Raw genomic sequence first — 23,148 nt, forward strand, 5'->3', positions numbered from 1 at the left:
AGGGGAGCGGATTAAACCGACTTCCCTGGCCTTTCCCTGGCCCTTATTACGGAGCTGTTTTAGATGTAGAACTCGATCTTCCCGGTCAGTTCCGGGGAGTCCGGGATAGTCAGGGAGGGTTCCGCCAGGGCCATGAAGCGGCGGAGGATATTATCCATCTGCCGGAATTCTGCGAGGAAGGCATCATGGCCCACCGGCGAGGAGATCTTGGCCATCGCCAGGAGGTTGCCCAGGTTTCGGCTGAGGTGTTCCTGCTGGTGGTAGGGGTAGAGGATATCGGTGTCCACACCGACGACCATGGTAGGCACGGTGGAGGATGACAGGACCTTGTTCAGGCCACCGCGGTCACGGCTGATGTCGTGGCGGTTCAGTGAGTCAGTGAGGATCACGTAGGAGCCGGCGTCGAAGCGCTCCACCAGTTTGCGGGCCTGGTGGTCCAGGTAGCTCTGGACGGCGAAGCGCTGCCTGCGGTCACGGAAGGTGCCCAGCGGGTTTTCCCCGGGTTGGGCCTCGGAACCGAAGCGCTCGTCCACTTCCAGCTCACCGCGGTAGGTCAGGTGCGCGAGTTTGCGGGCGGCACCGAGTCCTGCGTTGGGCGAGTAGCCGGTGTCGTAGTAGTCGCCACCGTGCCAGAAGAGATCGCCTTCGATCATGGAGATCTGGGCGGACTGGATGCCGATCTGCCAGGCGCTGGCCCGGGCAGAGACCGCGATGACCAGGGCGGCATCGACGGCCTCCGGGTACATCAGGGACCACTCCAGGGTGCGTGCTCCGCCCATGCTGCCACCGATGACGGCGGAGAGGCGGCGGATGCCTAGGGCGTCGAGAAGCTTCTTTTCGGCATCCACCTGGTCGCGGATGGAGATCGCCGGGAAGCGTGAACCCCAGTGATCGCCATCCGGGTGGCGGTCAGCCGGGCCGATGGACCCCTTGCAACCGCCGATGACATTGGTGCAGATCACGCAGAAACGTTCGGTATCGAGCGCCATCCCCGGCCCAACCAGGCCTTTCCACCATTCTGCTACATCGGAGTCGCCGGTCAGGGCGTGCTGGATGAGCAGGACGTTGGTGCTGCCGTCCTGGCCAATCCGGAGCTGGCCCCACCGCTGGTAGGCGAGGAAGGCCTCGTTGATCAGGCCCCCGGCCTCGGTGTGGAAGTCACCGATGGGGACAACGGCCAGTTCTCCGGGAGGAGCAAGCTGGGGCATGGAGCATTTCACCTGTGTTTTCTTGTTACAGCTGTACTAGTTGAGGGCGTCGAAACCGGCCTGCAGGTCGGCGATGATGTCATCGATGTTCTCGATGCCGACAGAGATGCGGACCGTGGACTGGGTGATGCCGGCACGTGCCAGACCGTGCTCATCGGACTGGGAGTGGGTGGTGGTGGCCGGGTGGACGACCAGGGAGCGCACGTCACCGATGTTGGCCAGGGTGGAGTGCAGCTTCAGGTTGTCGATGAAGGCCCAGGCGGCGTCCTTGCCACCGGCGATCTCGAAGGTGAGCACCGAACCGGTGTACTTCAGGCCCAGCTTCTCCTTGGTGGCATACCAGGGGGAATCCTTCAGGCCGGCGAAGTTGACCTTCTCCACCTTCGGGTGGGCGGCGAGGAACTCGGCAACCTTGATGGCATTCTCGTTGTGGCGCTCCAGGCGCAGGGAGAGGGTGTCCAGGCCCTGCGCGGTGACCCAGGCATTGAAGGGGGAGGGAGCTGCACCGGTGTCGCGCAGCAGGCCGACGCGGGCCTTCAGGCCGAAGGCTGCGGCACCCAGATCGGCGTACTTCAGGCCGTGGTAGGCCGGATCCGGGGTGATGAAGTCGGGGAATACCGGCTTGCCCTCACGCTCGACGGTCCAGTCGAACTTGCCGCCGTCGACCAGCACACCACCCAGGGCGGAACCGTTGCCGGTGTAGAACTTGGTCAGTGAGGCGACGACGATGTCAGCGCCCAGTTCCAGGGGGCGGACGAGAGCGGCGGTGGCGACGGTGTTGTCGATGATCAGCGGCACGCTGTTGCGGTGGGCAACTTCAGCGATGGCCGGGATGTCCAGGACATCGGCCTGCGGATTGGCGAAGGTCTCTCCGAAGAAGGCGACGGTGTTCTCCTTGACCGCGGCCTGCCAGGACTCCGGATCATCCGGGTTCTCGACGAAGGTGAACTCGATGCCCAGTCGGGCCAGGCTGACCTGGAAGAGGGTCTCGGTGCCGCCGTAGAGACGCGGGGAGGTGACCACGTGGGAGCCGGCCCCGGCGAGGTTGAGGATTGCGGCGGTGGTGGCAGCCTGGCCGGAGGCGAACATGACGGAGTAGACGCCGCCCTCAAGGGATGCGAGGCGGTTCTCCACCGCTTCCACGGTCGGGTTGGTCAGACGGGAGTAGACCGGGCCGAGATCCTCCAGGGCGAAGCGCTGCTTGGCGTGTTCCGCAGAGTCGAAGACAAAGGCGGTGGAGAGGTAGATCGGCAGGTTACGGGCTCCGGTGTCGGAGTCGACCGGCTGTCCGGCGTGGATGGAGCGGGTCTCGAAGCCCCACTCGGCGGCATTGGAGTTGTCATACTTCGTCATATCAGCTGATCCTTGTTTTTCTGGTTGTCGGGTAACTGTCCACGACGATAACCCTGCTCTCAGGAGTTGGCAAACAGCTCGGTCTAGTTTTTCGTGAAATCCCAGTTCAGGAATGAAATTAAGGGTAGACCAAGCGGTGTGTTGCCGTCGTTTTAGACCCGCATGGTGCCGCGAACTATCCTGAAACCATGAATGCCGCCGCCATCGACTTCGCCACCGCCTTCTCCCGTTACTGGGTTGCCAACGGTGGTTCCGAGATCGAGGGAAGGATTTTCGGACGCCTGCTGCTGGACGAGGATAACGGGGTCAGTGCCGCCCAGCTCGCCGAGGAACTCAATATCAGCCGTGGTTCGATCTCCACGGCGGTCCGCCGTCTGGAGCAGGCCGGGTTCCTGGGGCGCACCCGCCGGCGGGGAAGCCGGGCGGACTGGTTCGTGATGGCCAATGATGTCTGGGCGGGGTTCCTGGAGCGGGAGTACAACTACCTCAGTGCCCAGCGCGATCTGGCCGCCACTGCTCTGGCACAGCTGGCGGCGGACAGTCCGGCCCGGGAACGCATCGAGAACATGCATGACTACATGTCCTGGCTCACCGAGGAACTCGACCTCCGGCGTGCCTGGGGGGAGCACAAGAAACAGCTCGCTTCTCGACGCCGCGACGGGAGGACCTAGCCTCCGCACCCCCGTGGCGCGATGGTCAAGATCAGCGTTCTTTTCGCCATTCCCGGATCAGGAGATAACCCAGAAAGACCCCGCCGGTCCCGGCGGTCATGACACCCACCGGCAGGCCCTCAAGAAAGGGCAGCTGCTGGGTCAGCAGGTCCGCGAGCACCAGCAGCAGTGAACCGCACAATGCTGAACCCACCAGGTTCGGACCGCTGCTGCGGGTGAGCATCCGCGCGGTGTGCGGGCTCATCAGCGCCACGAAGGCGATAGGTCCGGCCACCGCCACCGCCATCGCCGCCAGTAGTACGGAGAGCAGGATCGCCCGGGAGCGGGTCTGTTCCGCCCGGCCGCCCAGGGCGGTGGCCAGTTCGTCGCCAAGTTCAATCAGCTGTAGCCGCTGGGAGAGCATCGCCAGTAGGGGAGCGGCTGCCAACAGGGTCAGGGTGATCAGTCCGACCTGTCCCATGTTGCGGGAGTTGAGGGTGCCCACCAGGTAGGCGGCGAGCTGGCTGGATTCATCACGCAGCGTGGCGGTGACCACGAATTGTGTTACCGCGGTGGCCAGGGCTGCCACGGCGATGCCGGCGATGATGATCCGCGGGGTGGAGGACAGGCCTCGGCCGGTGGCCAGGGTGACCAGCCCGATGGAGATTCCGGCACCGAGCAGTGCCCCCACTGCGGCGGGCAGCGGCACTGGGGAGAAGAGTGTCACCAGTGCTACCCCGGCCCCGGCGCCTGCGGCCAAGCCGAGCACATCCGGGCTGCCCAGGGGGTTCCGGGTCACGGTTTGGAAGAGTGCGCCGGAAAGTCCGAAGGCGGCCCCGGCGAGGATGGCCACCAGTAGTCGGGGTCCCCGAACCTGGAAGAACACGAAGGAGTTCTTGGCGTCCGCCTCGCCCCGGATCAGGGTGAGCAGTTCCCCGGGGCCCAGGCCGAGGCGCCCCAGGGAGAGGGTGGCCAGGGACAGCAGCATCAGGAGGACAGTGACCCCGGACCAGATCAGCACGTTGCGGGGGCGGTAGGGCAGGGCGACCCTGTCACCGAGGCGGAGGATGTTCATCTCATCACCGCCCCGCGGCGGACCGCCAGCAGCAGGAAGGGTGCCCCGAGGAAGGCGGTGAGGATGCCGACCATCAGTTCCTGGGGTCGGATCAGGGTGCGGGCGAGGATGTCGGCGAGCACCAGTGCCAGTGCCCCGCCGATGAGCGCGGCCGGGATTCGCCAGCGGAAGTCCTCCCCGAACAGCGCCCGCAGCAGGTGGGGTACCGCCAGTCCGATAAAGGCGATGGGTCCGGCTGCGGCGGTGGCCGCGGCGGCCAGCAGGGCGGCGGCCATGACCCCGGCCAGTCGGGTCGCCCCCACCCGGATTCCCAGGGAGATGGCGGTTTCCTCTCCCAGGGCGAGGGCGTTGAGCCCCCGTGCCGCCCCGAAGGCGAGGATGAGCCCGAGGACCAGCACCGGTGCCAGCTGGCCCAGGTTCCCCAGGTCCGCCCCGCTCAGGGAACCGACCATCCAGTAGCGGTAGGAGTCGAAGGTCTGGGGTTGCAGCAGGATCATTGCGTTGATGTAGGCATGCAGCACCGCGGTGACCACGGCTCCCGCCAGGATCAGCGGAACCACCCCGCGGGAACCGGAACGCCCGGCCAGGGCCAGGACCACACTCACCGCCAGGAGGGCGCCCAGCAGGGCGAAGAGGATGGTGGCTGGTCCGCTCAGCACCCCCAGTAGGGCGGTGGCGGTGACCAGCGCGGCGGCACCGCCGGTGCTGATCCCCAGGAGTCCGGGTTCACCCAGTGGGTTGCGGGTGATGCCCTGGATCAGGGTTCCGGAAAGTGCCAGGGCCCCACCGACCACCATCCCGATGATGGTGCGGGGGATACGGGAATCCACCACCTGTGCCAGGTAGGGGTCGCCGGTGCCGCTGAGCACCGCGACCACCTCTGCCACCCCGTTGGGGCGACTTCCGAGGAAGAGGCTCAGGAGACAGCTCACCCCCAGCAGCAGGGTGAGGGCGGAGAGTATCAGCAGTCGGCGCATCCGCGGTTAGTTCTCCCCCAGCTTGGCGACGGCCGCGTCGATCATCGGCTGGTAGCGCTCAATGACCCAGGGCACGGTCAGTGGGTTGATCATGGAGGAGGCGGTGACGAAGGGCTGGTCTTCGGCGGCGATCACGGAACCACGCGCCACTGCGGGGATGGAGGCGTAGAGGGGCTGTGCCTCGATCTCCGCCCGGTTGGCGTCATCGGAGTAGAAGGTGAAGATCAGGTCAGAGTCCTTCAACCGGTCGGCATTCTCCAGGCCGATCAGGGCGGACTGGGTGCCGGGGGCATCGAATTGGCTGCGTAGTTCCCCGATCACCGGATCTGGGGTCAACCCCATCGCCGCCACCATGGCTGCGCGTTGTTCCTCCGGGTAGAACACCCCGAGGGTGCCGGGGCCGGAGTTGTAGATGTAGGAGAAGGTCAGTCCCTCATATTCCGGGACCGTGGCCTCATCCAGCTGGGTGTTGATCCGGGTGATCAGGTCCCGGCCCTCCGACTGCCGGCCCATCGCCTCGGCGATGAGCTCGATCTGCTGCTCCCATTCGATGGTCCAGGGCTGCTCCGGGTAGGCCACGGTGGGGGCGATCTCGGAGAGCAGGTCATACTGCTCCTGGGTCACCCCGGACCAGGGCGCCAGGATCAGGTCCGGGTCGAGTTCGATGATGGCTTCAATGTCGAGTTCGGTGGCCCCGCTGAACTGGGTGGGCAACTCCGCCCCCTCTTCGGTGACGGCCTCGTGGATCCACGGCATGTAACCCGTCTCATCCGAACCCCAGGGGTATTCCTCCATGCCGACCGGGACGGTGCCCAGGGCAATGGCCGTTTCGGTGGAACCCTGGCCCAGAGTGATGATGCGTTCCGGTTCCTGCTCGATGGTGGCGGTACCCAGGGCGCTGTCGATACTCACCGGTTCCCAGTCATCACCAGGGTTGACTGCGTCGGTGGACTGGGAGCCGGAGCAACCGCTCAGCAGCAGTGCGGCGCTGATGCCGAGGGCGGCGAGGGAGGTGGTCCTGAGGGTCATGGGGGAATCCTTCACGGTGCTGGGGGATCGGGTGGATGCCGGAACACCCCTACCCATTACAGGTAAGTTAGCCTACCCTCTTGTTTCAGGAAATTTGAACAATGCAGGTGAGGTAGCTTACCTTCCCGCGTAGAGAAGGAAACACCCCCTGTCTCCCGCAGTTCAATGCGGGAGACAGGGGGTGTTCAGTGGGAAAGCGGGAAGTTACTTGACCAGACCAGCGATGATCTCGTTGAACTTCGCAGAGGGACGCATGACAGCGGTGGTCTTCTCGTCGTTCGGGGCATAGTAGCCACCCAGGTCGACAGCTGCACCCTGGTTCTCGATGAGTTCCTTGTCGATCTCCTCGGCAGCTGCGGACAGCGCCTCGGCGACCGGGGCGAAGATGCCCGCCAGCTCGGCATCCTCGGTCTGGGCGGCCAGCTCCTGGGCCCAGAAGTTGGTCAGCCAGAAGTGGGAACCGCGGTTGTCGATCTCGCCGACCTTGCGGGAGGGGGACTTGCCGTCGTTCAGCAGCTTCTCGGTGGCCTTGTCCAGGGCGTCGGCCAGGACGGAGGCCTTCGGGGCGTCGCCGGTGTTGGCGAAGTGGCGCAGGGACTCAGCCAGGGCCAGGAACTCGCCCAGGGAATCCCAACGCAGGTGGTTCTCCTCGGTGACCTGCTCGACGTGCTTCGGGGCGGAGCCGCCGGCACCGGTCTCGAAGAGTCCGCCACCGGCCATCAGTGGCACGACGGAGAGCATCTTGGCGGAGGTGCCGAGCTCGAGGATCGGGAAAAGGTCGGTGTTGTAGTCACGCAGGACGTTACCGGTGACGGAGATGGTGTCCTCGCCACGGCGGATGCGCTCCACGGAAACCTTGGTGGCCTCGACGGGGGAGAGGATCTGGATGTCCAGGCCCTCGGTGTCGTGGTCCTTGAGGTACTTCTCAACCAGGGTGATCAGGTTGCGGTCGTGGGCGCGCTCCGGGTCCAACCAGAAGATGGAGGGCATGCCGGAGAGGCGGGTGCGGGTGACGGCCAGCTTGACCCAGTCCTGGATCGGGGCATCCTTGGCCTGGCAGGCGCGCCAGATATCGCCCTCGGAGACCTCGTGCTCGATGATGACCTCACCGGCGGCGTTGCGGACCTCGACCTTGCCGTCAGCGGCGATCTTGAAGGTCTTGTCGTGGGAGCCGTACTCCTCGGCCTTCTGTGCCATCAGGCCGACGTTCGGGACGGTGCCCATGGTGGTCGGGTCGAAGGCGCCATTTTCCTTGCAGTCCTCGATGACAGCCTGGAAGACACCGGCGTAAGAGGAGTCCGGGATGACCGCGAGGGTCTCCTGCTCCTTGTCATCCTTGTTCCACATGATGCCGCCGCTGCGGATCATGGCGGGCATGGAGGCGTCGACGATGACGTCGGAGGTGACGTGCAGGTTGGTGATGCCGCGGGCGGAGTTCACCATGGCCAGATCCGGGCCGTTCTCCAGCTCCTTGTCGAAGGCGGCCTTGATCTCGGCGCCGTTCTCCAGCTCCTCCAGACCGGCGTAAATGGCGGCCAGGCCGTTCTCGCCGTTCAGGCCGGCAGCCTCAAGCTGCTCACCGTACTTGGCGAAGACCTCACCGAAGAAGGCGCGGACGACGTAGCCGAAGATGATCGGGTCGGAGACCTTCATCATGGTGGCCTTCAGGTGCACGGAGAAGAGCACACCCTCTTCCTTGGCGCGGGAAACCTGCTCGGCCAGGAACTTCTTCAGAGCCTCAGCGCGCATGACGGTGCCGTCGATGACCTCGCCCTCGAGGACCTTCAGACCTTCCTTGAGGATGGTCTCGGTGCCGTCGGTGCCCACGTGCACGATGTTCAGGGTGTCGGCGGCCGGCATGATGACGGACTTCTCGTTGTGGCGGAAGTCATCAGCGGACATGGTCGCGACATTGGTCTTGGAGTCTGCGCTCCACGTGCCCATGCGGTGCGGGAACTTCTTGACGAAGTTCTTCACGGCGATCGGGGCACGGCGGTCGGAGTTACCCTCACGCAGCACCGGGTTCACGGCGGAGCCCTTCACCGCGTCGTAGCGGTTGCGGATCTCCTTCTCTTCCTCGGTCTCCGGGTTCGCCGGGTAATCGGGAAGGTCGTAACCCTGTGCCTGCAGCTCCTTGATGGCGGCCTGCAGCTGCGGTACCGAAGCGGAGATATTCGGCAGCTTGATGATGTTGGCTTCCGGGGTCTTGGCCAGTGCGCCGAGCTCGGCGAGGTCGTCAGAGACCCGCTGATCCTCCTTCAGGCGCTCCGGGAACAGAGCCAGGATGCGGCCTGCCAGCGAGATGTCGCGGGTCTCCACCGAGATGCCTGCGGTACCTGCGAAAGCCTCGACAACGGGCTTGAGCGAGTAGGTCGCGAGCAGCGGGGCCTCGTCGGTACGGGTGTAGATGATCTTAGCCAATGTGACTCCCTTTATATGAGTTCTTTTCTACCGGCATCAAGGATACCGACAAGGTGGCCGATGATGCGCTACCAGGGGTGTCAGCCACGCATGGAGACCCCCAGTTTCCAATAACCCATGAAGGCGATCTGCCCGCGGTTCACCCCCGCGCCCTGCACCAGATTCCGGCGCAGCTGCTTGACCACGCCGCTCTCCCCGGCGATCCAGTAGTAGGTGCCCTCGCCTGGGTCTGTCGGGGTGTCCCACACCAGCTCGGGGTCCTTCTCCGAGGTGGGGGGTTCCTCCGACAGGTGTCCACCCAGGGCTGGCAGCAACCTGGCCCCGGGTGCCTGACCCTCGCGCGGCAGCCAGTGCACCTGGAAGTCGGAGGGAGCGTCGATATGCGGGGTGTCTGTGATTTCCGGCACTTCTATATAAGCGCTGCCCCGCAGCCCGGAATCCTGCAGATCCTCCAGCACCCGGGCAATGGCCGGGGCGGCGGTCTCATCGCCCAGCAACACCACTTCCCGGGCACGGCCGGGGTTGAACTCCACCCCTAACTGCGGTTGCCCACGGTGCGGGCCGAAGATCAGGATCTCATGTCCCGGTTGGGCCCGGGCCGCCCAATCGGCTGCCGGGCCGCTCGATCCCTCCCCGAGGTGCATCACGAAATCCACGCTGAGTCGGGTGTGCTCCACGGTCTGCGCCAGGTGACGGATCGAATAGGTGCGCATGATGCCGCGCTCAGCTTCCGGCAGCGCCAGCCACTCCCGGTACCAGTCGGGGCGCTGCTGCAGTTCCGGTAGCGTGCCAGCCGCCCCGGGGAAAATCAGTTTGATCCGCTGATCCAGCGCCGGCCCGTCCATCCCGAGGGCGAAGAGTTCCGGGCCGCCGAAGGTGATGCGCCGGAAACTGGGGGAGACCTGCTCCACCTTCTCGACGATCGCCCGGACGGGTCCCTGTGCGGTGAATCCCATGGTGTTTCCTCGATTTCTCTGTGCTGCCGGACAGGGGACTATTGAGCAGAGCCTAACCTACCTTTGTGGTGCGCTCGAAGGGGCCGGAGATCAACGGTAGGGTGTCACCTTGTGCAAAATCGCCCCGCCCTCAACCGCCGCCCCCTGCCGCGACAAACCGAGATCACCAACACCCGCCGCATCATCGTGATGGTCGCCCTGGCGATCGGTGGTTTCGCCATCGGCACCACCGAATTCGTCTCCATGGGTCTGCTCAGTCTCATTGCCGATGACTTCGCCATCGCCGAAGATCAGGCCGGCCACATCATCACCGCCTACGCCCTGGGCGTGGTGGTCGGTGCCCCGCTGATCACCTCCCTGACAGGTCTGGTGCCACGCCGCCGCCTGCTGCTGATCCTCATGCTCGCCTTCACCATCGGCAACGGACTCTCCGTCTTCGCCGATAACTACGTGCTGCTGATGATCTCCCGCTTCATCGCAGGCCTGCCGCACGGCGCCTACTTCTCGGTGGCCGGACTCTCCGCCGCCTCCATGGCCCCACCCGGGCAACGGGGGCGCGCCATCGCCTTCGTCGGCATGGGACTGTCCATCGCCACCGTCATCGGTGTGCCCGCCGCCCAGGCACTCGGCCAGGGCTTCGGCTGGTCCTGGGCCTACGCCCTGGTGGCGGTCCTCGGCCTGACCACCATCGCCGCCCTCTGGTTCCTCATGCCCCACATGACCGAGATGAAACCCACCGACACCCGCACCGAACTGGGGGCCCTGGGAAGATCCCAGGTGTGGCTGACCCTGGGCATCGGCACCGTAGGCTTCGGCGGCATGTTCGCCGTCTACACCTATATCTCCTGGACGATGACGGAACGCGCCGGGCTGGATCCGAACTGGATCTGGCTGGTACTGATGATCTACGGCGTAGGTTCGGTGGCCGGCAACTGGTTCGGTGGCCGACTGGCGGACCGCAACCTGGAGTTCGGCATCCTCTTCGCTCTGATCATGATCGCCCTGGTGCTCACCGGTTTCTACTTCTCCTCCGTCAACGCGCTGATCGGCACCATCAACTTCGGACTCGTCGGCTTCTTCGGTGCCGCCCTGATCCCCAGTCTGCAGATCCGCCTGATGGATGTCGCAGGTCGGGCTCAGACCCTGGCTGCCGCCCTCAACCATTCCGCCCTCAACCTGGCCAATGCCGCAGGCGCCGCCCTGGGCGGTGTGGTGATCGCGGCCGGTTACAGCTACTCTGCACCGGCTCTGGTGGGGACCGGTCTTTCCATCATGGCGATCCTGATCTGGATTCCCGCCTATCTGCTGCGTCGCCGGGCCAAAGCGATGAGGGCTCCCAGCAAACGTTAAGGTGGTGCCATGAGTATCACCATCACCTCGGTCAACGTCAACGGCATCCGTGCCGCCGTGAAGGAGCGCAGCCCTGAAAATCCGGGCATGCTGCCCTGGCTCAAGAACTCAGGCTCGGATGTGGTTCTGCTCCAGGAGGTCCGAGCCACCCTGGCAGAAACTGAGAAGGCGCTCGCCCCGGCACTGGCGGCCGGTTGGCACTATGTCGGTGCACCCGCCGCCGCCAAGGGACGCGCCGGAGTGGGCATCCTCTCCCGCGCTCCGCTTCGCGACGTCACGATCGGCTTCGGTTCCTTCCAGGATTCAGGTCGCTGGATCGAAGGCGATTATGAAGGCATCAGCGTCGCCTCCCTCTATCTGCCCTCCGGTTCCGCCGGCACCGGGAAACAGGATGAGAAATATCATTTCCTCGATGAGTTCACTGAGCTGTTGGCGGAGCGCGGACAGCGCCAGAACATGGTCATCGGCGGTGACTGGAATATCTGCCATCGCCGTGAGGATCTGAAGAATTGGAAGACGAACCAGAAGAAGTCCGGTTTCCTGCCCGATGAACGCCTCTTCATGGACTCCGTGTTCGGTACTTATCCGGAGGAGACCTCCCAGGTGGATACCGGGCATGGGGAATACTTCGGTGCGGTGGATTACTCCTCCGGGCAGGTGCGTACTGCGGCCAGCGACCCCCAGTGGTTCGATGTCGCCCGCCATTTCCACCCCGAGGAGGCCGGCCCCTACACCTGGTGGACCTACCGCGGTCAGGCTTTCAACAACAACGCCGGGTGGCGCATCGACTATCAGGCGGCGACGAAGAATATGCTGGAGCGTGCTGAGCGCACCTGGGTTGACCGCGCCCCCAGTGTGGAAACCCGCTGGTCCGACCATTCACCGTTGAACGTGACCTACCGCTGAGATAAGGCATCATGCTGCTGACGGTTCTCTACATCACCGGCATCACCGCAGAAGCGGTGACCGCCGCGCTTTCGGCAGGTCGTCAGAAGATGGACCTCTTCGGGGTCATCGCCATCGCCTGCATGACCGCCCTCGGGGGCGGTACCGTCCGGGATATCATCCTGGGCAATTATCCGCTGATCTGGGTGGAAACCCCCCGTTACCTGCTGATAGTCATCGGCGCAGCACTGATTACGGTCTCCATATCCTGGTTGATGCACTACTTCCGGCTCCTGTTTCTGGTGCTGGATGCCGTGGGGCTCTCCGTCTTCGCGGTGCTGGGCGCCCAGGCTGCCCTGGAGATGGGTCATGGCCTGGTCATCGCGGCAGTCGCGGCAGTGGTCACCGGCGTCTTCGGTGGTGTGCTCCGCGATATCTTCTCCGACCGCATGCCCCTGGTCTTCTCCAAGGAGATTTACGCCATGGTGGCGGTCATCGCCGCCTGCCTCTATGTCGGACTGCTGGAACTGGGGGTGGAGGAATCCGCCGCCATCATCGTCACCCTCATCGTGGCCTTCATGACCCGCCTCTTCGCCATGTACTACAAGCTGGGGTTGCCAGTCTTCGAGTACCGGGGTGCCGATCAGCCCATCGACCCCCGGGTCCGGCTGTCTTACCGCTTCATTCGTCGTGGTTTCCGTTCCGTGCGTCGTCGCGCTGGCATCGACGCCTTCCGTTACCGCCTCCTGGACAAGAAGAAGGAGCGGGGAGATCAGGATGATGAGCAGTGGGCCATGGAGGTGGACATGAAGGAGTCCCGCGAAAAACGGGTGCAGGACTGGCCGAAGAAGAAGGAGATCGGGGAACCCGGAACTGAGGGGCGGAAACCGCCTGAGGGGGAGGAACCTGAGGGGGAATAAGCCGCTTGGGTGGGGAAACCTAACACACACCTGATACTTTGAATTTGATTCGGGAATCGGAGCCCGCTGGTTCCCCAAGCGAGTATCAACCTCTTAATAGGAGCAGAATTCATGAGCGCACTCATTTCCCTCGTCCTTGGCGGCATCATCCTCGCCCTCGGCATCTGGCTGGTCGCCGGGGTCGGCGCCTCGGTGATGGCCATTATCGGCGCCCTGATCATCGCTGTCGGCGGCGCCCTCATCGGTACCGCAATGGCCCTGGCCTTCGACAAGATCAACCCGACCTCCCGGAAGCTCGGCCGCTGATTCAACTGCCGCCAGGATTCTTTAGAAAACTGAAAATAGCCGGGGAACCACAGGGGTTCCCCGGCTGTTTTGTCATTACTTAGACCTCTATCCGGCGGGCCGCCCACCAGGCCAGCAGGAAACCGATCAGGGCAACCGGGATCCCGGCGATGAGGAAGAGCTCCGCATAGCCCTGGTTGGAGAAGGCGGTGACATAGCTCTGATCGGGGATGGTGAGCCGGGCGTTGCCGGGCAGCAGGATGGCGAAGGCCAGCAGTCCGATCACCAGGACACCGACGGCCAGCACCGTCAGTACCGCGTTGGAACGAATCCGGATCATGCCGATCAACGCCCCGACCCCGGCAGCGGCGAGGAAAGCGAAGAAATAGACCAGGAGGGTCAACAACACTGAGCTGACACTCTGCCCGGCATCAGCCATGAAATAGGGGATCCCATTGGTGTCCAGGGGATAAGCCGGGCCGGAAGTGATCAGGAAGTCATCGTATAAGGCGTACCAGGGGGAGAGATGCTGATTGAGGGTGGCCGTGGCGGTACCGATCACACCCAGCAACATGGACCAGATCGCAGCACTGGCCAGCAGCCCCGAGAACCAGGTGCGCAAGGGCACATCCAGGCTGCGCACGGCGCGTAGCCGGGTGGCGAGGACCGCGAAGATGATGGCGGTGCCGGCACAGGTGAGGGCATTCCAGGTGGAACCCGCGAAAGCCAGGAAACGGCCCCCGAAGAGCAGCACCGCCAGGATGATGAAGCTGATCAGCAGTTCACGGCGGGCAGGGCGGATGAATGAAATGAACATGGCGCTTAACTTCCTTCCGGAGGGGTCATGCTGAGCAGGTCAATCAGGGCCTGGTCATCAGGTTGGCTGACCGCCACCTCCTCGACCGCGGCACGCCGCTCCTCGGAAGAGTTCAACGGCTGCCCGAGAGTCAGACGCAGGGTGGGGCCGAGGACGGCCTCGGCGATGATGGGGTGTTCCCCGGCGATCTCGCGGACTGCTGCGGCAGGCCCGGTCAGGGTGGGGTAGTGGTTCCGGATCTCATCCAGATCCACCGGTTCCAGGACCACGCCGGCCTGGATGGGGATGACATCCCCGACCAGTCCGGCCAGGTCTTCGGCGCGGTGGGAACTGAGCAGCAGGGTCCACTTTTCCCGCTCCCCGGCCAGGCGGATCAGGAGCTGACGGAGTGCGGTGCGGGTACGGACATCCAGACCGTTGAAAGGCTCATCGAGCAGGGTGATGGGGGCGTTGGCCGCCAGGGCGGTGGCCACCGACACCAGCTGGCGGTGCCCCACACTCAGGGTTGAGATGGTTGCCTGCGGGGTGAGGGCGGCGATGTCGAGCACCTCGGTGAACAACGCGGCGTCGAGAAGCGGGTGGCCGACCTGGGTTACCGCGAGATGATCGGCGATGCGGTGCCCAGCGAAGCAGGCATCTGCCCCGGCCCGGGCCAGCGCGGTCCTTTCGGCCTCAATGCTGCCGCCTCGGGGGCGGTGATGTCCGGCGATCAACCGCAGCAGGGTGGTTTTGCCGACCCCGTTGGGGCCGATCACCCCGTGGATGCCGGGGTTCAGGTGGAGGGTGACCGGGGCCGGGAGATAAGGGCTGATCACCTGATTCAGAGTGAGACTCATGCTCGGGTCCTTTCAGCTTCGATCAGGGCATCGAGTTCGGCATCCCCCAGGTCCAGGGCCCGGGCTTCCTTCAGCAGGGGTCGGATGAAGTCGGCGGCGAGTGCTTCTCGACGCTCCCCCTGGATCTGTTCACGCGCGCCGGGGAGGACGAACATTCCCAGGCCGCGTCGTTTTTCCAGGAGTCCCTGTTCGAAGAGCCAGGTCAGTGCTTTGGCGGAGGTTGTGGGGTTCACGGAGTGGAAGGCGGAGAGTTCATTGGTGGATGGTGCTCTTTCGCCCTCCGGGAGGGTTCCGGCGGCGATCTGTTCGCGGATACCGGCGGCAATCTGGAGGTAGATCGGTCGGGTATCGCTCATGGCCCCAACCCCTTTCACTTTATGGGTTTACCACCTATGTGGGTAACCATATAACCAAGGGGGATGATTGTCCAGGGGAGCATCCCCCTTGAAAACGGTGGGCACTAGAGTAAACAACATGACTGAGCAGCCCCAGAGCGAAAAACCCCAGAGCGAGAAGAAGCAGCGCGTCCTCTCCGGCATCCAGCCGACCGCCGATTCCTACCACCTCGGCAACTATCTCGGTGCCGTGAAGCAGTGGATCGACCTGCAGCACGACTATGAGGCCTTCTACTTCATCCCGGACATGCACGCCATCACCGTGCAGCAGGATCCGAAGGAACTGCGCCAGCGCACCATCTCCGGTGCCGCTCAGCTGCTCGCCCTGGGCATCGACCCGGAGAAGTCCACCCTCTTCGTCCAGTCCCATGTGCCGCAGCATGCCGAACTGACCTGGGTGCTCACCTGCCTCACCGGTTTCGGTGAAGCCAACCGCATGACCCAGTTCAAGGACAAGTCGGCCAAGCAGGGCTCCGACCACACCTCCGCAGGATTGTTCACCTACCCCATCCTGATGGCCGCCGACATCCTCCTCTACCGGCCGCAACTCGTGCCGGTGGGTGAGGATCAACGCCAGCACCTGGAGTTGACCCGCACCCTCGCGGAGCGTTTCAACAGCCGCTACAAGAAGACCTTCGTGGTGCCTGAGGCCCTGATCCCGGAGGGTTCCGCCAAGATCTACGACCTGCAGAACCCGACGGCCAAGATGTCGAAGTCCGGGGAGAACCCCAAGGGCATCATCAACCTGCTCGATGACCCGAAGGTCTCCGCCAAGCGCATCCGCTCCGCCGTCACCGACAATGACGGTGAGATCCGCTTCGACCGGGAGAATAAGCCCGGTGTCTCCAACCTGCTGGTCATCCAGTCCACCTTGACTGGCACCTCCATCGATGACCTGGTCACCGGTTATGAGGGCCAGGGTTATGGTGCCCTCAAGGGCGATACCGCCGAGGCCCTGGAAGCTTTCACCACCCCCCTCAAGGCCAAGTTCGACGAGTACATGAATGACCCCGCGGAACTTGAGCGGGTCCTGGCCATCGGTGCTGAGAAGGCCGGCGCCTACGCAGAGAAGGTCATCGAGCAGGTCTACGACCGGGTCGGCTTTCTCGCCCCGAAGCGCCGCTAGGGGCCCACCGCATGGCGCGTCGGGCATGAGAACCCTGTGCTGGGCGGGGGATCGCTGATCAACTGCGAGCTGGTCGCAGTTTTCAGCTGAGTCCTTTTACCCCCCCCTGAAGGTTTCAATCCAGTTTCAAAAGCTCCGACTGTGCTGCAGCTCATGCTCATCCTCCGTAACCTGGGAAAGTAATGGATTTTCGGACAATGAAGGATGGCTAACGTGAGTACCAGCACGCAGTCCGATTCTCGGCACACCGATGAATACGGCATCGAGAGAGCGACCAAGGACGATCCCGGTTTCATCGAGCGGCTCCGGATGAAACGGGACTGGTTCGACCATGTGATGTTGATGCAGGAGCGCTACGCCACCATGGGTGGCAACCAGTACTCCGCCGGCATCACCTACTTTTCCGTTCTGGCGATCTTCCCCATCCTGATGCTGGCCTTCGCCACCCTGGGTTTCATCCTGGCCAATAATGAACAGCTGCTCATTGAGATCCAGGAACAGATCTCCACCTCCGTCGACGGACAGATCGGGGACCTGCTCAACTCGGTCCTGGAGACCGCCATCTCCCAGCGTGGTTCGGTCGCCGGCATCGGTCTGCTGACCACCCTCTGGTCCGGTCTGGGATGGATGAATAACCTGCGCTACGGGGTGTCCAAGATGTGGCGGGTCGACCCCACCGAGGGTGGTTTCATGGGCAACAAGATCAAGGACCTGCTCGGCCTGGTCGGTCTGCTGCTCGCCTTCGGTGTGGCCTTCGGTGTCACCGCCATCGGTTCCTCCGGACTCACCGCCCGCCTGATTGAGCTGGTCGGACTCTCCGAGTTCCCCGGCATCCAGCTCCTGACCACCCTGGTCGCCATCCTCCTCGGTGTGCTCGCCAATTTCCTGGTCATGACCTGGATGTTGATCTACCTGCCGCGCACCAAGGTGCCGCGCCGCTCCGGGCTCTACGCCGCCCTGATCGGGGCCCTGGCCTTCGAGGTGATCAAGCAGGCCTTCTCCCTCTTCGCCTCCAATGCACTCTCCAACCCGGCGGGTGCCACCTTCGGCCCGATCATCGGTCTGATGGTCGTGATGTACCTGATCTGGCGGGTGGTGCTCTACTGCTCCGCCTGGGCCGCCACCACCGCGGAATCCCTGGAGGCCACCCCGATCCAGGCCCCGGAGCCTGCGGTGATCCGGGTACGCAATGAGGTGGGCAACCGCCGCAATAACCCCAATGTGATGCTGGGGGCCGGTGCCGCGGCTGGCGCCGTGGGAGCTGCCGTGCTGGCGTTGATCGGCCGGAAATAACTCCCGATATAGGTGTTTTATCAGGGCTTTCCCCGATGTGGGGGAAGCCCTGACGCCTCTAGAGTGGGGGATAGATGACAACGAAAGGACCCCCTGCCATGAACACCAGTCACGGTGAGCTGTACAGCACCCTGGGCCTCGACCCTGCAGATGGCACCGAGGAGCTGCGCACCCTGATCATGGGCCGCGACGCCCAACTCGAGAACCAGGGCCACCAGCCCCAGGATCCCCGCCGTCAGCAGCTGCAGACCGCCTACGCGGTGCTGGGTGATGAATCCCGCCGCCGGATCTACGATCACGCCCTGGCCAGCGGCCGGAACCTGGCCTGGCATGAGATCGAATATCTGGGCAATTTCGGCCGACTGCCGGAGATCAGCTTCCAGCAGACCCCGCCGCAGGCCCAAGCTGGGCCGCAGCAGACCCCCTTCAGCACCCAGACCCAGTACCAGATGCCGTACCCGTCGACCCCGGGCATGCCCTCCGGTTTCGCCGCCAGCCATCCCCTGGCGCAGACCGCCTCCCCGAATTTTCCCGGAGACCCCACTAAACGGCCCTCCGCCGGCACCCGCTTATTGATGCTCCTCGTCGATGGTTTCATCTTCAGCGTCGCCGCCGGCATCCTGGGAATGGCCTTCTTCTGGTCGGAGACCCTGATGGGACTGGTGTGGACCCTGGCCTTCCTCCTTTACTTCCTCGGCCTGGAGTTCAAGACCGGAGCCACCCCCGCCAAGCACCTCTTCGGCTACGAGGTCCGCGACCTGAACACCGGTGGCCGCCCCAGCCTCCTGCAGAGCGGCAAGCGTCAACTCTGGCGTCTGGCGAGCATCGTCCCAGGTATCGGCTGGCTGGTGTCCCTCATCGCAGCGATCTACCTCGCCCCCTCCATCAACGGTGCCAACAGCTACCTGGGCAAGCATGACCGCTGGGCGGGTACTGAGGTGACCCGCAAGCGTTAAGCTTGAGGGCATGCATGATTCTCCCCAGGTCAGTCCTGAACACAAGTCCCTGAGCCTCCAGGTGATCGCCAGCTTGCCCAAGGTGACACTCCACCACCGGGTCAGCCCGGAATCCATCACCGCAGAACTCAAGGCACTCTCCGCGGACAATGTCGTCTACACCGAGCTTCTCCTCGAAATCAGCGAGCAGGCCGAGCTGGACAAGGCACTGGCTGCCCTCGAATCCCCGCTTATCGACGCCCGCCTCATCCTGAGCGCCCCGCATGGCGGGGATGTCGCGACCGTCGCCAAGCTGGTGGCCGAGAACTTCGGCCCCAAGGTGCTCGGTTTCAACCTCTCCGGTGTCGATGACGCCCAGCTCGCCTCGTTCTATGCCGGGGAACTGAGCGAATTACGCCGCAACTTCATCCCCTTCAGCGTGGATCTGGGGGAGGATGCGGAGGTGACCGCCATCGCTGATGCCGTGCTCCAGGGTGCTGTCCGCCTCGGCAACGGCATCCGCATCTTCGAGGACTTCAGCGTTGACCTCCAGGGCATCCACCTGCAGCGCATGTCCGCATGGGTGCGGGACCGCAGGATCCTGCTGGCCATGGCACCCACCGCCGCCGTCGACGAGGATAACCCCCTGGTCGACCACCCCCTGCCGCTGCTGCAGGAACTCGGCTTCACCTGCTCGGTCCACCCCGGCACCGCCAGCCTCAGCCGGGAACTGGATGCCCTGCGGGAAACCTTCGACTACGGCATCGACGAGATCTTCGAACTCTGCCTGAGCGCGATCGACAACTCCTTCGCCCCGCAGGATCAGCGCGATGAGATCCTGGCACACAAAATCCTCCCGGCCTACCGGCAGTTCGAGGACAGTGACCTGCACTCCACGGTGGGCGGGGAGGATCCCGAAATAACTGAAACGGACTAGCGGGAGAAACGCTTGGTCAGAATCTCCTCAAGCTCCTGCCATCCCTTGGCATGGTCGCTGAAGGGCTCACTCGGGACATAACCCGAGGTGCCCGGGGACCCGAGCATGTAGGAGATGTAGTCCTGCATCCGGGGGTTCGCCAGGAAATAGGAGTTCAGGGAGTCATCGCCGGCCCAGTCCGCGGCATCAGCCATGAGCTCATAGGCGGCCGCCATCTGATCGGTGTCCACCGCATTGGGGCCTGCCCCGATGTCCTTGACCAGACCGGTGAAGGAATAGGAGTTGTCCTTGTGGACCTCCATCTCCAGCTCGCCGCCATTCGCGGAAAGCACCAGACCCTCCCAGGTGGCCACCTTCGCCAGATCGTGGTCATCATTCTCCACCATCCAGCGCAACAGGGTCTTGCCGGAGCTGAAGGTGAAGATCTCGCCGAACTTGCCCAGGAACACCGGGTGCCTGTCCAGGTAGGTACGCAGGGTATAAACCGTCTTTCCCTGAATGGCGATCCGCACCGGGTCGATACCGGCCCCCGCCCAGGCGGAGGCGTCATAGGGGTCAGCCTTCTCGGTCTCAGCCTTCCGCTTCTCCGCTGCGGCCAGGCGTTCCGCCTCAGCAGCAGCGACCGCGGCGTCGATACGCTCTCCTGCGGCAGCAGCCGCAGCCTCGTCCACCTCAGCGATCTTCACCTGCTCATCCAGGGAGGCGATCACCTTGCGCCAATTCGTCAGCACCGCCCGACCGATGGCGGACCACTCCGAAAGACCGGACTCAGCGGCGAAATGATCGACCCCCCGCTCCACATTGCCCACCACGGAGTGGGAGGCGAAGAAAACAGTGGCGTCAGTGGCGGCGGTGACCTCACCCAGGCTGCGGGCCAGCCGGAGAGCCCGGGCCACAGAGCTGACATTGACATGGGAGGGACGCTCCGCCAGCAGCGCGGGCACACCGATCAGGTCATAGTGGCTGCGCTCATCCGGCACCACCCGATCATCCCCGGAAGCCGCAAAACTCTTCCACTTCGGATGGGAGGAAAGGTCATGCTTCGGGGTCTCATCCAGGTGGGCGAGCAGCTCGGCGGGGGAGCGGAAGAGAAGGACATGCTCCTCATCGCCGAGGAAGGCCTGCCATTCGGCACCGTGCTCTTTCCACATCGGAGCCCAGAGGGTGTAGAAATCCCCCTCGCTCAGTGACACTTTGACGGGGAGGATCGCATTTTCGCTCATGCTGGGAAATCTTAGCTGAGATCAACCCGTCGGCCGGTAGAAGCCCTTGAACATCATCCCCATATTTGAGGTGCGCAGCGGATTGCTCTGCACCGGATCCCCCGCCTCAATGATCTGCCCCTCCCCGGCATACATCGCCACATGCCCATCCCACACCAGAAGATCCCCCGGAATCAGCTCCTCGGCGCTGACCTGCCGACCCACATTCTGCTCCTGGGCCAGGCGCGGCAACTCCACCCCGGCCTGCCGCCACGCCCACTGCGTCAAGCCACTGCAATCAAAGCCGGCGGTGCTCGTCCCACCCCAGAGATAAGGGGTGCCGAGGGCGGAGCGGACCGCGGCGACCGCCGCCTCACCCTGTGAGGTGGGCTCCGCCTCCGGAGGCGGAGGGGGAGGGGGAAGCGGCTCCGGTTCGGGAACCACCGTGGGGGCCTGGTACTCGGCGACCGGGGCCGCCGCAATCACCTCCAGCTCCGCCGCCGCGGGGGCCAGGGACAGCTCCAGCTCCCCGATCACCTGCTCCGCCGCCCGCAGATGAACCTGCGCCAGCATATGCAGCTGCCCCGGCACCAAACCCCAGGCCTGCGGATTCGCCCCCAGACTCAGCACCACCCGGGAAGATTCATGCAGCAGACTCTGCGCCACCTCCCACAAACCCTGGCGAGTCTGCGCCAGAGGAACCTCCGCCCCAGCCAACAGCTCCAGAATCAACTCCCGGTCCGCATTGATCAAGGTCGCCAACTCCGGCAGACGACGCCCCACCTCCTCCGCCACACCCAGATAATCAGAGAGGGGAAGCGCCGCCGAAAAATCAGGCAGCGCAGCAAAATCCACCCGGGGCAGCGGCAGGGGAGTCGCCGCCAACAGCTGCTCGATGCAACGCAGCACGCTATTCATCTACAACCTCCCCAACCCGGCACCGAAAGTGACATCAGCATCCTCAATCTCCCATACCGAGGAAAAAGAGGAGTCCGCCAATTCACGGGCCTGCTGACGGGCCGCCTCCGCACGCCGCAGCGTGGTGTCCAGGGCAGCAGTGGCGGCGGCAAGGAAACGATGCGTGCCGGGACCCTCGATAAGCGGCGGCAGCAGAGTGGGAAAGGATTGCCCGCTGTGTGCCAGATCGGCGGCGAGGCTACGAGCGTGCCCGGTATCAATTCTCAGTTCAGTGTGATCACCCATACCCCCTTGGACTGGCCGGGGCTGGCAGAGGTTCCTCCCGTTTCTGACATACGATGGCAGCATGCGAATCTCGATCGTCGACCACCCCCTGGCGCAGGCGCGCCTGACCCTGATGCGTGATGAACGCAGCGAAAACGCGGCCTTCCGGGCCGCTGCCTCCGACCTGGGCACGATGCTGATCTACGAAGCCTCCCGCGACCTGCCGCTGGAGCATTTCCCCACCCAGACCCCGGTCGCCGTCGCTGACGGCGCCCGCCTGAAGCAGCCCCCCATCATCGTCCCCATCATCCGCGCCGGGCTCTCCATGATCGAGCCGGCCCTGTCCATGATCCCTGATGCCCAGGTCGGTTTCATCGGCATGGCACGTAATGAGGAAACCCATGAGCCGGTGCCCTACCTGGAGGCCCTGCCCGAGGATCTGAGTGGGCAGCCCGTTTTCATCGTCGACCCCATGCTCGCCACCGGTGGTTCCCTGCTGCACTCCATCCAGCTGCTGGTCGACCGGGGTGCCACCGACATCACCGCGGTGTGCATGGTCTCCGCGCAGCCGGGCGTGGACGCCCTGGCCAACTCCGGCCTGCCCGTCAAGCTGGTCACCGCGGTCATCGACCCGGGTCTGGACGACAACTCCTATATCGTCCCCGGTCTCGGTGACGCCGGGGACCGCATGTACGGCCCCCGCAACATCGATCTCTGATCCCTTGGCCCGGACCTTTCCCGCTTAAGGTCCGGGCTGCACAATACATTTGGCGGTGCCTGAACAATGCGGTGGGCATTGTGGGCAACATGGCAAGGCGGGAGGAGCGGCGATTCTGGATCAGCTACGGCAGTAGACTGGGCCGCAACCTGTACCAGTTGCGTACCATGCGCGGCCTCAGCCAGGAAAGACTCGCCGAGCTGGCAGGCATCAGCCGGAACATCATCTCCAATATTGAGCGCAACGAAAACAACGGCAAACCCGGTGACCCGGTGCTCTCCACCGTCTATCTCCTGGCCCGGGCCCTCCACGTCCCGCCAGCTGTACTACTGCCCGGCGGGGACCAGATCGTCCATGAGATCTGTCGTGCCGAAGGTCCCCAGATGGATCTGGTGTGGCCCGCCCGCCCCGAGGACTCCCTGCCCTTCGATGCGCATCACCTCCACGAAGGAAAACCCGGAGACACCCCGGCGTTTGCGCATCACCCGCCCCAGAGCCTGGAGGAGTTGGGAAGGGAAATTCTCGGGCCCCCGACCGAAGGGGAACCAGAGTCGCTACCGGACCCGAACCTGCAGGCGGGACAGTCAGGCGACTAGAC

Annotated in this window: 24 protein-coding genes; 11 read left to right on the forward strand and 13 right to left on the reverse strand. The window is 64.2% G+C overall.

All coding sequences use genetic code 11. From position 1 onward, the window contains the following. Positions 1-59 precede the first annotated feature (59 nt). On the reverse strand, positions 60-1,208 hold the full coding sequence (metX, locus tag COCCU_RS02835; RefSeq protein ID WP_156230119.1) for a homoserine O-acetyltransferase MetX: 1,149 nt from the start codon (positions 1,206-1,208) through the stop codon (positions 60-62). Positions 1,209-1,244: 36 nt separating this feature from the next. Then, positions 1,245-2,561 (reverse strand): O-acetylhomoserine/O-acetylserine sulfhydrylase, encoded by a 1,317-nt coding sequence (locus tag COCCU_RS02840; RefSeq protein WP_156230120.1) that lies wholly within the window; start codon positions 2,559-2,561, stop codon positions 1,245-1,247. A 188-nt stretch (positions 2,562-2,749) separates the two neighbouring features. Between COCCU_RS02840 and COCCU_RS02845 the strand changes: the two genes are divergently transcribed. Next, positions 2,750-3,232 (forward strand): GbsR/MarR family transcriptional regulator, encoded by a 483-nt coding sequence (locus tag COCCU_RS02845; protein ID WP_156230121.1) that lies wholly within the window; start codon positions 2,750-2,752, stop codon positions 3,230-3,232. Between the two features lie 31 nt (positions 3,233-3,263). On the opposite strand, the gene COCCU_RS02850 is transcribed toward COCCU_RS02845, so the two are convergent. From COCCU_RS02850 to COCCU_RS02870, 5 genes are all read right to left on the reverse strand, one after another. After that, entirely contained in the window at positions 3,264-4,286 is a 1,023-nt protein-coding gene (locus COCCU_RS02850; protein ID WP_156230122.1) for a FecCD family ABC transporter permease, read from the reverse strand. Continuing rightward, positions 4,283-5,263, reverse strand: coding sequence for a FecCD family ABC transporter permease (locus COCCU_RS02855; protein ID WP_156230123.1), 981 nt, complete (start codon positions 5,261-5,263; stop codon positions 4,283-4,285). Before COCCU_RS02855 ends, COCCU_RS02850 begins: the two co-directional genes overlap by 4 nt. Positions 5,264-5,269: 6 nt before the next feature. Next, a complete protein-coding gene (locus COCCU_RS02860) occupies positions 5,270-6,292 on the reverse strand; it encodes an iron-siderophore ABC transporter substrate-binding protein (protein ID WP_156230124.1) in 1,023 nt (340 codons plus the stop codon). 204 nt (positions 6,293-6,496) lie between these two features. Continuing rightward, a complete protein-coding gene (locus tag COCCU_RS02865; RefSeq protein WP_156230125.1) occupies positions 6,497-8,713 on the reverse strand; it encodes an NADP-dependent isocitrate dehydrogenase in 2,217 nt (738 codons plus the stop codon). 80 nt (positions 8,714-8,793) lie between these two features. Next, positions 8,794-9,669: a siderophore-interacting protein gene (locus COCCU_RS02870; protein ID WP_156230126.1), complete on the reverse strand. Its 876-nt coding sequence runs from the start codon at positions 9,667-9,669 to the stop codon at positions 8,794-8,796. Between the two features lie 111 nt (positions 9,670-9,780). Here COCCU_RS02870 and COCCU_RS02875 point away from each other — a divergent pair, with 111 nt between their 5' ends. The 4 genes from COCCU_RS02875 to COCCU_RS02890 all read left to right on the forward strand — a co-directional run bounded on the left by COCCU_RS02875 (position 9,781) and on the right by COCCU_RS02890 (position 13,130). Further along, complete coding sequence (locus tag COCCU_RS02875) at positions 9,781-11,019, forward strand: MFS transporter (protein WP_231598840.1); 1,239 nt, start codon at positions 9,781-9,783, stop codon at positions 11,017-11,019. A 9-nt stretch (positions 11,020-11,028) separates the two neighbouring features. Then, the gene (locus COCCU_RS02880; protein ID WP_156230127.1) at positions 11,029-11,925 is read left to right on the forward strand and encodes an exodeoxyribonuclease III; all 897 of its coding nucleotides are present in this window, start codon (positions 11,029-11,031) and stop codon (positions 11,923-11,925) included. 11 nt (positions 11,926-11,936) lie between these two features. Beyond that, positions 11,937-12,824, forward strand: a complete 888-nt coding sequence (locus tag COCCU_RS02885) for a trimeric intracellular cation channel family protein (protein ID WP_156230128.1) — start codon at positions 11,937-11,939, stop codon at positions 12,822-12,824. 111 nt (positions 12,825-12,935) lie between these two features. Further along, positions 12,936-13,130 (forward strand): hypothetical protein, encoded by a 195-nt coding sequence (locus COCCU_RS02890; RefSeq protein ID WP_156230129.1) that lies wholly within the window; start codon positions 12,936-12,938, stop codon positions 13,128-13,130. Between the two features lie 79 nt (positions 13,131-13,209). On the opposite strand, the gene COCCU_RS02895 is transcribed toward COCCU_RS02890, so the two are convergent. From COCCU_RS02895 to COCCU_RS02905, 3 genes are read right to left on the reverse strand one after another with little or no spacing between them, the layout of a single operon-like run. Beyond that, positions 13,210-13,926: a hypothetical protein gene (locus COCCU_RS02895; RefSeq protein ID WP_156230130.1), complete on the reverse strand. Its 717-nt coding sequence runs from the start codon at positions 13,924-13,926 to the stop codon at positions 13,210-13,212. A 5-nt stretch (positions 13,927-13,931) separates the two neighbouring features. Continuing rightward, positions 13,932-14,762 carry an ATP-binding cassette domain-containing protein gene (locus COCCU_RS02900; RefSeq protein WP_156230131.1) on the reverse strand — a complete coding sequence of 277 codons (831 nt, stop codon included), beginning with the start codon at positions 14,760-14,762 and terminating at the stop codon, positions 13,932-13,934. After that, complete coding sequence (locus COCCU_RS02905; RefSeq protein ID WP_156230132.1) at positions 14,759-15,118, reverse strand: GntR family transcriptional regulator; 360 nt, start codon at positions 15,116-15,118, stop codon at positions 14,759-14,761. The genes COCCU_RS02900 and COCCU_RS02905 overlap by 4 nt, the downstream gene beginning before the upstream one ends. Positions 15,119-15,236: 118 nt before the next feature. Here COCCU_RS02905 and trpS point away from each other — a divergent pair, with 118 nt between their 5' ends. The 4 genes from trpS (at position 15,237) to COCCU_RS02925 (ending at position 19,448) form a co-directional block, all read left to right on the forward strand. Further along, positions 15,237-16,283 (forward strand): tryptophan--tRNA ligase, encoded by a 1,047-nt coding sequence (trpS, locus tag COCCU_RS02910; protein WP_156230133.1) that lies wholly within the window; start codon positions 15,237-15,239, stop codon positions 16,281-16,283. A 204-nt stretch (positions 16,284-16,487) separates the two neighbouring features. Continuing rightward, positions 16,488-17,576, forward strand: a complete 1,089-nt coding sequence (locus tag COCCU_RS02915; RefSeq protein ID WP_156230134.1) for a YhjD/YihY/BrkB family envelope integrity protein — start codon at positions 16,488-16,490, stop codon at positions 17,574-17,576. A 98-nt stretch (positions 17,577-17,674) separates the two neighbouring features. Further along, the gene (locus COCCU_RS02920; RefSeq protein WP_197088420.1) at positions 17,675-18,532 is read left to right on the forward strand and encodes an RDD family protein; all 858 of its coding nucleotides are present in this window, start codon (positions 17,675-17,677) and stop codon (positions 18,530-18,532) included. 10 nt (positions 18,533-18,542) lie between these two features. Then, positions 18,543-19,448, forward strand: coding sequence for an amidohydrolase family protein (locus COCCU_RS02925; protein ID WP_156230136.1), 906 nt, complete (start codon positions 18,543-18,545; stop codon positions 19,446-19,448). Here the strand turns inward: COCCU_RS02925 and COCCU_RS02930 are convergent. From COCCU_RS02930 to COCCU_RS02940, 3 genes are read right to left on the reverse strand one after another with little or no spacing between them, the layout of a single operon-like run. Further along, complete coding sequence (locus COCCU_RS02930) at positions 19,445-20,671, reverse strand: hypothetical protein (protein ID WP_156230137.1); 1,227 nt, start codon at positions 20,669-20,671, stop codon at positions 19,445-19,447. The genes COCCU_RS02925 and COCCU_RS02930 overlap by 4 nt on opposite strands. Before the next feature lie 21 nt (positions 20,672-20,692). Further along, positions 20,693-21,568: a C40 family peptidase gene (locus COCCU_RS14610; RefSeq protein WP_231598841.1), complete on the reverse strand. Its 876-nt coding sequence runs from the start codon at positions 21,566-21,568 to the stop codon at positions 20,693-20,695. Further along, positions 21,569-21,853, reverse strand: coding sequence for a hypothetical protein (locus COCCU_RS02940; protein WP_156230138.1), 285 nt, complete (start codon positions 21,851-21,853; stop codon positions 21,569-21,571). A 61-nt stretch (positions 21,854-21,914) separates the two neighbouring features. Here COCCU_RS02940 and upp point away from each other — a divergent pair, with 61 nt between their 5' ends. Together upp and COCCU_RS02950 are read left to right on the forward strand one after the other, a co-directional pair. Further along, positions 21,915-22,550, forward strand: a complete 636-nt coding sequence (gene upp, locus COCCU_RS02945) for a uracil phosphoribosyltransferase (RefSeq protein WP_156230139.1) — start codon at positions 21,915-21,917, stop codon at positions 22,548-22,550. Positions 22,551-22,639: 89 nt separating this feature from the next. Beyond that, complete coding sequence (locus COCCU_RS02950) at positions 22,640-23,146, forward strand: helix-turn-helix domain-containing protein (protein ID WP_156230140.1); 507 nt, start codon at positions 22,640-22,642, stop codon at positions 23,144-23,146. Positions 23,147-23,148: the final 2 nt, after the last annotated feature.

This window comes from Corynebacterium occultum (genome assembly GCF_009734425.1).
GTDB classification, from domain to species: domain Bacteria; phylum Actinomycetota; class Actinomycetes; order Mycobacteriales; family Mycobacteriaceae; genus Corynebacterium; species Corynebacterium occultum.